Annotated in this window: 5 protein-coding genes and 1 pseudogene; 1 reads left to right on the plus strand and 5 read right to left on the minus strand. The window is 62.1% G+C overall.

Going from position 1 to position 8,695, the window contains the following annotated elements; translation table 11 throughout:
- The 5 genes and pseudogenes from HX846_RS03700 to HX846_RS03720 form a co-directional block, all read right to left on the minus strand.
- A pseudogene (locus HX846_RS03700) lies at window positions 1–183 on the minus strand (ABC transporter permease); the annotation flags it as partial.
- A gap of 165 nt (window positions 184–348) precedes the next feature.
- A complete protein-coding gene (locus tag HX846_RS03705; protein WP_178903916.1) occupies window positions 349–1,935 on the minus strand; it encodes an ABC transporter substrate-binding protein in 1,587 nt (528 codons plus the stop codon).
- A 12-nt stretch (window positions 1,936–1,947) separates the two neighbouring features.
- Entirely contained in the window at window positions 1,948–3,558 is a 1,611-nt protein-coding gene (locus tag HX846_RS03710; RefSeq protein ID WP_178964989.1) for a 5-guanidino-2-oxopentanoate decarboxylase, read from the minus strand.
- Between the two features lie 11 nt (window positions 3,559–3,569).
- Window positions 3,570–5,669 (minus strand): acetate--CoA ligase family protein, encoded by a 2,100-nt coding sequence (locus HX846_RS03715; RefSeq protein ID WP_178964990.1) that lies wholly within the window; start codon window positions 5,667–5,669, stop codon window positions 3,570–3,572.
- Between the two features lie 18 nt (window positions 5,670–5,687).
- Window positions 5,688–6,854 (minus strand): acyl-CoA dehydrogenase family protein, encoded by a 1,167-nt coding sequence (locus HX846_RS03720; protein WP_178964991.1) that lies wholly within the window; start codon window positions 6,852–6,854, stop codon window positions 5,688–5,690.
- A 145-nt stretch (window positions 6,855–6,999) separates the two neighbouring features.
- Between HX846_RS03720 and HX846_RS03725 the strand changes: the two genes are divergently transcribed.
- Entirely contained in the window at window positions 7,000–8,631 is a 1,632-nt protein-coding gene (locus HX846_RS03725) for an AMP-binding protein (RefSeq protein WP_178964992.1), read from the plus strand.
- Window positions 8,632–8,695 lie beyond the last annotated feature (64 nt).

The following is an 8,695-nucleotide window of genomic DNA, read 5'->3' on the forward strand; positions in this document are numbered from 1 at the left end:
GTCCAGGCCCAGTTGGGCGCGAAAGGCGGCGACGGTTTCCGGCGTGGCGGACTGGCCGAGCATGGCCTGGGCGATATCACCGGGGAGCATGCCGACCGCCAGGAAGATGATCACCGAGACGGCGAACAACGACAGCAGGCCAAGGGCGAGGCGTTGGAGTACCAGTTTGAATAGGCTATTCATGTTCGGTTCTCATGAGTGGGGCATGTTCTCGAAGGCGACAAATGTTCAATGTGGGAGCGGGCTTGCTCGCGAAAGCGGTGTGTCAGCCAATACAGATAGAGACTGACCCACCGCATTCGCGAGCAAGCCCGCTCCCACATTTGATTTGTGGCGTATCTGAAATCTTCACGCCTGCCACCACCGCTCGATCAACCGCAACCCATCCAGTTCCCCATACGGCGCCGTCAGCGGTCCATGGCTGACGCGGTTCGAGCGGGCCGCCACGGAGCTGGCGAACAACGGCACAATCGCCCCGCCGTCGTCCCGGCACAGGCTCTGCATTTCGTTGTACATCTCCTGGCGCAGCGGCGCGTTCATCTCGCCCCGCGCTGCGTTGAGCAACTGGTTGAAGCGGTCGTTATCCCAATGGGTTTCGTTCCACGCCGCGCCCTTGGCGTAGCCGATGCTGAACATGCGGTCGGCAGTCAGGCTGCTGTACCAGAACGAGGTGGTGAACGGCTGCTTCATCCAGATATTGGAGAAATAGCCATCCGCCGGCTCGCGCACCACGTCGATATCAATCCCGGCCTGGCGCGCCTGCTCCTTGAACAGCACCGAAGCATCCACCGCACCGGTGTAGGCGGCATCGGAAGCTTGCAGGCGCACCTTCAGCGACTCCACACCGGCCTTGCGCAGGTAGAATCGCGACTTGTCCGGGTCGTAGGTGCGCTGCTCCAGGGCGGCGTTGATGAAACGGCTGCCGGGCTGGATCGGATGGTCGTTGCCCACCAGGCCATAGCCATGCAGCACCGAGGCCAGCAGGGTTTCGCGGTTGATCGCATGCTTCATCGCCATGCGGATGTCGTTGTTCTTGAACTCGTTGCTGTCGCACAACATCGGGAAGGTGTAGTGCTGGGCGCCCTTGGTTTCTTCGATGACCAGCGTGGGATTGCGCTTGAGCAGGGCTACGGTTTTCAGGTCGACCTTGTTGATCACGTCGACTTGCCCGGTGACCAGTGCATTGACCCGCGCTGCGCCGTCGGCAATCGCCAACAGCTCGGCGCTGGCGAAGTGTGCCCTGCCCGGCTTCCAGTAATCAGGGTTGCGCTCCAGGTCCATGCGTACGCCCGGCTCGAAGCTTTTCAGGCGATAACCGCTGGTGCCGATCCCGGCCTGCCAGTCGGCGGCGCCGTCCTTGGCGGGCATGATCACCAGGTGGTAATCGGCGACCACATAGGCGAAATCGGCATTGCCCGAGTGCAATTCGAACACCACTGCATCGCTGCCCTTGGCGCTGACACTGGCCACATCGCCGATCACCGTCTTGGCCGCCGAGGTGGAGTTGGCTGCCAGGTGATGGTTGATCGAGGCCACCACGTCGTCAGCGGTCAGGCTTTTGCCGTTATGGAAGGTCACGCCCTGGCGCAGCTTGAAGGTCCAGATGCGCGCGTCGGGCGTCGACTCGAAGCTTTCGGCCAATTCGGGGATAGCGCTGCCGTCCACCGCGATTTCCGTGAGGGTGTTGTACACCGCCGAAAAGCCGACGAAGGTGAAGGTGTCGACCCAGGATCCCGGGTCGCGGGAGTCGGTGGTGCTGCCGCCGGCCAGGCCCATGCGCAGCACGCCGCCCGGCTTGGGCGTGGCCTCCTCGGCAAAGGCCTGCAGCGGCAGGCCCATGGAAAACGCGGCGGCCACGGCACCGGCTACGGCGCTGTGCTTGAGGAAGTCCCGCCGGTGCATCGCTTGAGTCATTTTGTTGTTGTTTTCGCTCATGGTGTTGCTCCTCTAAAGGTTCACACAGGCATGCTTCAACTCGATCAAGGTCACGCCGTTGCGCTTGAAACCGTTACGCAAATCCGTCTGCAGCTCATCCAGGTTCTGTGGCTCGCTGACCGTGCAGCCGAACGCCCGCGCCAGGGCGGCGAAGTCCGGGTTGCGCGGCAGTACGCCGATGGGTTCGATGTCCAGGTTCAGCATGTCGTCGCGAATCTGCCCCAGGGCGTCGTTGTTCCAGAGCAACACCACCAGCGGGCTGTCCAGTTCTTCCACGGCCGTGGCCAGTTCCTGGGCGGTGTAGAGAAAGCCGCCGTCGCCCACCAGCACCAGGCCGGGCCGTTGCGGTGCGCCGAACTTGGCGCCGATACCGGCCGGCAGGCCATAGCCCAGGGTGCCGTAGCCGGTGGGATGCAGCCAACTGCGGGTGGCGTTGCTGGGAAAGGCGTAGTTACCGGTGTAGGCCAGTTGGGTCATGTCACTGCTGATGAAGGCATTGGCCGGCAACTCGGCGGCCACGCGGTCGAGAATCGCCTGGTGAATGCGTTGCAACGGACCATGGCCGCTGCTGACTGCCTGGCGTAACGTCGCGACCGCAGCGGTGGCGGCATCCGCGTTGCGCGGCGTGGCTGGCAAGCGTTCCAGCAAAGCCAGCGTCGTTTGCTGGGCATCACCGTGCAACGCGACGGCGCAAGGATAGAAATCGTTGAACTTGCGCGGGTCGATATCCACCCGCAGCAGCTCGCCATTAATCGGCAGGCGTTCACGCCAGAAGTCGGTATCGGCCATTTCGGTGCCGATGGCCAACACCACATCCGCCTCGGCGATGAGCTGCCAGCCGGGCTCGACACACAGGGTCGAACCGGCATTCAGCGGATGCTCCACCGGCAACAATCCCTTGCCGGCGACACTGCTGAAAAACGGCGCCGCCAACTGCGTACTCAAGCGCTGCAAGGCATCGGCCGCCAAAAGCGCACCGCCACCGGCAATGATCATCGGGCGCTTGGCCGCGGCCAGTTTTGCCACTGCCTGATCAAGGCTTTCAGCCGATGGCAAACCGCGTCCGGGACGGCGCACCACCTCATTGCTCCAGTCCCGTTTGATCGGCGCCGACAGTAAATCCAGCGGCACCGAAATATGCACCGGGCGCGGTCGCTCACTGTCGAACACCGCGTAGGCCCGCGCGATCAACTCCGGCAAATCCTCGGCACTCAACGCCACCGCTGAAAACGCAGTGATGGGCGCGGTCATCGCCCGCTGGTCCTGGGTTTCATGCAGGCAGCCCCAGCCTTTGCCGAGGCTGGCGGTGTGGTTGACGCTGGAAATCACCAGCAGCGGAATCGAGTCGGCATACGCCTGGCCGATCGCCGTCGCGGCGTTGGTCACCCCCGGCCCGGTGATGATGAAACACACGCCCGGCTTGCCGCTGACCCGCGCATAACCGTCGGCCATAAAGCCGGCGCCCTGCTCGTGGCGGGTCAGCACATGCCGAATACCGCTGCCCGGCAAGCCTCGATACAGCTCCAGCGTGTGCACGCCGGGAATCCCGAACACCGTGTCGACACCATAGTTGGCCAGCAATCGCACCAGGGCCTGGCCGCCCGTCAAGGTTTTGCTTTGCATTGTCATCTCCTTCACGCCTGGGCGAGACGGATCAATGCATCGACCGCCGTGGCGCCCCGGGCATTGACCAGCAATGGGTTTACATCGAGTTCCAGCAACTGCCCGGCGTTGGCGCAGGCGTAGTCGGCCACCGCACGAATCGCCGCCACCAGGGCTTCCATGTCGGCCACTTCGCGTCCGCGAAAGCCTTGCAGCAATGCGGCGCTGCGCAGGCTGAGCAAGGCGTTGCGGATTGCATCGTCGGTGGTCGGCAACAGCAGGCTGCGGCTGTCCTTGAGCAACTCCACAAGGATTCCACCGGCGCCGATCACCAGCGCCAGGCCGAAGTCGTTTTCGCGCTTGATGCCCACAATCAGCTCGGCCAGCGGCGGCGTAGCCATGGACTCCAGCAGCAGCTGATCGAACGGCACATCCGGCGCATAAGCGGCGATTTGCTCGCGCATATGAGCCAGGGCAGCAGTCAAGGCGAAGCCGTCCTGCAGGTTGAGCGCCACGGCGCCGGCTTCGGTTTTATGCGGCAAGTCGGCACTGACGGCCTTGAGTACCAGCGGGTAACCCAGCACTTTGGCATCGGCTATGGCCCGCTCGGGAGTGCTCAAGACACCGGCTGGCGTGGTCAGGCCGAAAGCCCGTAAAGCCTGCTTGGAATCCCACTCATCAAGCGACTGTCCGTGTTCTTCAAGCGCTTGCGGGCACAGCGGCACCAGTATCGACTCACCCCGCGCCAACAACGCCCGGCGATTGTTTTGATAGTCAGCAATCCGGCCCCAGGCCGCCAGCGCATCTTCCACGCCTTGCAACGCGGCAACGCCCTGGGCATGCAGACGCTCGCGAGCGTGGGCCGGGAGCAATTCGGGAAATGCAGAGGTGACAAAGCCAGTCTTGCCGTGGCGAGTCAGCGCACTGCAAAACAGCTCCAGCAGCAGGTCGCACTCCTTGCGCTCACCGGTAAATTCCGCCGGGTAGTCGAGCACCAGCATTGCCGCATCCGCTTCGGTGCGCAGTGCCGTGTCGAGCATCGTATTAAGCGCGTCGCTGTTGCCCCAGATGGCCGTGGTGAAATCCAGCGGGTTGACCAGGTTGGCGTAGCTGGGCAGCACCTGCGCCAACTCTTCACGCTGGCCTTCGTCGAGCTTCGGCAGGCTCAAATCGTTGCGCTCGGCGTAGTCGGCAATCAACCCGGCATCACCACCGGAACAGGCCAGGGCGATCAGGCTGTTGCCCGCCGGCAGATTACCGCAGGCCGCCGCTTTCAGAGTCTCGACAAAACTCACCGGCCCGCTGACCCGGATCACACCCAGGCGCGCGAACAGACTGTCGTACAGCGCATCGGAACCCGACAACGAACTGGTATGACTCAAAGCCAACTCGGCGCCGATCTGTGACACCCCGGTTTTCAGGGCGATGATCGGAATGCCTTTCTCCAGGGCCTTGTGGGCCGCACGGGCGAACCCCGGCACATTCTTCAAGCCTTCCAGGTGCAAGCCAATCGCTGTAACGCGCGGCTCGTCGAGCAGCACGTCCATCAACTCGGCAACCCCCAACTGCGCCTGGTTGCCCACCGACGCCATATAGGCCACCGGCAGCGAACGGTCGCTCATGGACAGGTTGTAGGCAAAGTTGCCGCTCTGGGTCAGCACCGCAACGCCCTTCTCGACCGGCTTGCCGCCATGGGCCACCGGCCACAACGCCGAGCTGTGCAGGTAATCCAGCAGGCCATAGCAATTGGGGCCCAGCAGTGCCATCTCGCCAGCGGCCTTGAGCAGTTGTTGCTGCAAGACTTGGCCCTCGGCGCCGGTTTCGGCAAACCCGGAGGCGTAGCAGATGGCGCCACCGGTGCCAATGGCCGCCAGTTCGGCGACACAGGTCAGGGTCAGCTCGCGATTGGTAGCGATAAACACCGCGTCCGGACCGCACGGCAAATCGGCCACGCGACGTACGCAGGGAACGCCATCGAGGCTGTCATGTTGCGGGTTGACCAGCCACATCTGGCCGGCAAAACCACCCTCGGCGCAGCGCTTGAGGGCACGGGCCATGCTGCGCCCACCGACGAATGCCAGGTGACGGGGCGCCAGCAGGCGCTTGAGATTGTCGCGAATAGCCTGGGACATAAGCGTTCTCCGACCCGATCAACGCAACAGTGGCCGCAACAGTTCGCGGGCAATAATGTGGCGCTGGATTTCCGAAGTGCCTTCCCAGATCCGCTCGATCCGCGCGTTGCGCCAGATGCGCTCCACCGGGCCTTCGTCCATCAAACCCATGCCGCCGTAGATCTGCACCGCTTCATCGGCAACCTTGCCCAGTACTTCGCTGGCAAACAGCTTGGCCATGCCGGCCTCGCCGTCGGTCATGGTGCCCTGGTCCATTTTCCAGGCGGTGTTCAGGGTCAGCAGTTCGGCCGCACGGATTTGCGTGGCCATGTCGGCGAGCTTGAACGAGATGCCTTGATAGGTGCCGATGGGCTGGCCGAACTGCTTGCGGTCATGGATGTAGGGCACGATCAGGTCCATGCAGGCCTGCATGATCCCGGTCGGGCCGCCGGACAGCACAACGCGTTCGTAATCGAGGCCGCTCATCAGCACTTTCACGCCGCCATTGAGTGCGCCGAGGATGTTTTCTTCCGGCACTTCGACGTCATCGAAAAACAACTCGCAGGTGTTGGAGCCGCGCATGCCGAGCTTGTCGAACTTGTTGCTGCGGCTGAAGCCCTTCGAGTCGCGCTCGACGATAAACGCGGTGATGCCGTGGGCACCCTTTTCCAGGTCGGTCTTGGCGTAGATCACGTAGGTATTGGCATCAGGGCCGTTGGTGATCCAGGTCTTGCTACCGTTGAGCACATACACACTGCCGCGTTTATCGGCGCGCAGCTTCATGGAGACCACATCGGAGCCGGCGTTCGGCTCGCTCATGGCGAGTGCGCCGATGTGTTCGCCGCTGATCAGCTTGGGCAGGTATTTGAGTTTTTGCTCATGGGTGCCGTTGCGGTTGATCTGGTTGACGCAGAGGTTGGAGTGCGCGCCGTAGGACAACGCCACCGAAGCCGAACCCCGGCTGATTTCTTCCATGGCCACCACGTGGGCCAGGTAGCCCAGGCCGGCGCCGCCGTATTCTTCCGGCACGGTGATGCCCAGCAGGCCCATATCGCCGAACTTGTGCCACATATCGGCGGGGAACAGGTTGTCGATATCGATCTGCGCAGCGCGCGGCGCCAGTTCCTTGGCCACGAAGGACTGCACCTGGTCGCGCAGCATGTCGATGGTTTCACCGAGGGCGAAGTTCAGGGAGGGGTAACTCATGGACGGGCACCTTCTAGCGTTGTTTTTGTATGGCCAATACGCCGGGGAGGGCGATCACCTTTACGTTAACGTAAACTTGCGTTGCGGGCCTGTCAATCGTAGTTTACGTTTACGTCAACCTACAAAAAAGACAACAGGGGTCGTTATGGATCAATCGAATCAGAGCTACAGCCGCGGCTGTCAGGACAAGGCCTTGCTGGCCATGACTATCGGCCAGGCCTTTGATCAAACGGTTTCGCGCTACTCCGACGGCGAAGCCTTGGTCGTGGGCCATCAACAGCGTCGCTACACCTGGCGGCAACTGGCAGAGACGGTTGATTTGCATGCACGTGCGTTCCTGGCCTTGGGGATGCAGGCCGGCGACCGCTTGGGCATCTGGGCCCCCAACTGCGCCGAGTGGTGCATCAGCCAGGTCGCCAGCGCCAAAATCGGCGTGATTCTGGTCAATATCAACCCGGCGTATCGCAGCAGTGAATTGGAGTACGTACTCAAGCAATCCGGTTGCCAGTGGTTGGTGTGCGCCGGGTCGTTCAAGACCTCCGATTACCACGGCATGTTGCAGGAGCTTCAACCTGACCTGCGCGGCATCATCAGCCTTGATCCCAGCCCGCCCCCGGGGTTTACGCCCTGGTCGCAATTGGCGGCCCTCGGGGCAGGCGTCCCGCCCGAGCAATTGCAGATCCGCCAGGCCGGCCTGCACTTCGATCAACCCGTCAATATCCAGTACACCTCCGGCACCACCGGCTTCCCCAAGGGCGCCACCCTCAGTCACCACAACATCCTCAATAACGGCTACATGGTTGGCGAAAGCCTGGGCCTGACGGCGCAAGATCGCCTGGTGATCCCGGTGCCGCTGTATCACTGCTTTGGCATGGTGATGGGTAACCTGGGCTGCATCACCCATGGCACCACGATGATCTACCCGAGTGACGGTTTCGACCCATTGCTGACCCTGGCTGCCATCGCCGAAGAACAGGCCACCGGGCTATACGGGGTGCCTACCATGTTTATCGCCATGCTTGATCACCCGCGCCGCGCCGAGTTCGACCTGTCGCGCCTGCGCACCGGGATCATGGCGGGCGCCACTTGTCCGATCGAGGTGATGCGCCGGGTTATCAGCGAGATGCACATGAGTGAGGTGCAGATTGCCTATGGCATGACGGAAACCAGCCCGGTGTCGTTGCAGACCGGGCCGGATGATGACCTTGAGCGGCGTGTTACGACGGTTGGCCGGACCCAGCCACAGCTGGAAAGCAAGATTATCGATGACGCCGGTAACACGGTTGCTCGGGGCCAGGTAGGGGAGCTGTGTACCCGTGGCTACAGCGTGATGCTCGGTTACTGGAATAATCCTGACAGCACTCGTGAGGCTATCGACGAGGCGGGCTGGATGCACACCGGCGACCTGGCGACCATGGATGAACATGGGTATGTGTGCATCGCCGGGCGTAACAAGGACATGATCATTCGCGGAGGTGAGAACGTGTACCCGCGGGAGTTGGAGGAGTTTTTCTTTACTCATCCGGCGGTGGCGGATGTGCAGGTGATCGGGATTCCGGATGAGCGCTATGGTGAGGCGATTGTGGCGTGGATCAAGTTTCATCCGGGGCATGTGGCTAATGAGCTTGAGCTGCAGACGTGGTGCAAGGGGCGGATTGCGCACTTCAAGATGCCCAAGCATTTCAAATTTGTGGATGAGTTTCCGATGACGGTGACGGGGAAGATCCAGAAGTTTCGGATGCGGGAAATTATGATTGAAGAGTTGAAGGGGGGGTGAGGGGGGTTTATCCGTTATTTAGGTAACGGCGGCTTATGGTTTCGCTCTTACAGCGAGTCACTTT

The sequence above is a fragment of the Pseudomonas sp. K5002 genome (genome assembly GCF_013386655.1).
Classification (GTDB): domain Bacteria; phylum Pseudomonadota; class Gammaproteobacteria; order Pseudomonadales; family Pseudomonadaceae; genus Aquipseudomonas.

Bases quoted from the DNA above. Each gene is read 5' to 3' on its own strand.
- HX846_RS03705 (WP_178903916.1), bottom strand. From the start codon at position 1,935: ATGAGCGAAAACAACAACAAAATGACTCAAGCGATGCACCGGCGGGAC.
- HX846_RS03715 (WP_178964990.1), bottom strand. From the start codon at position 5,669: ATGTCCCAGGCTATTCGCGACAATCTCAAGCGCCTGCTGGCGCCCCGT.
- HX846_RS03710 (WP_178964989.1), bottom strand. From the start codon at position 3,558: ATGCAAAGCAAAACCTTGACGGGCGGCCAGGCCCTGGTGCGATTGCTG.
- HX846_RS03720 (WP_178964991.1), bottom strand. From the start codon at position 6,854: ATGAGTTACCCCTCCCTGAACTTCGCCCTCGGTGAAACCATCGACATG.
- HX846_RS03725 (WP_178964992.1), top strand. From the start codon at position 7,000: ATGGATCAATCGAATCAGAGCTACAGCCGCGGCTGTCAGGACAAGGCC.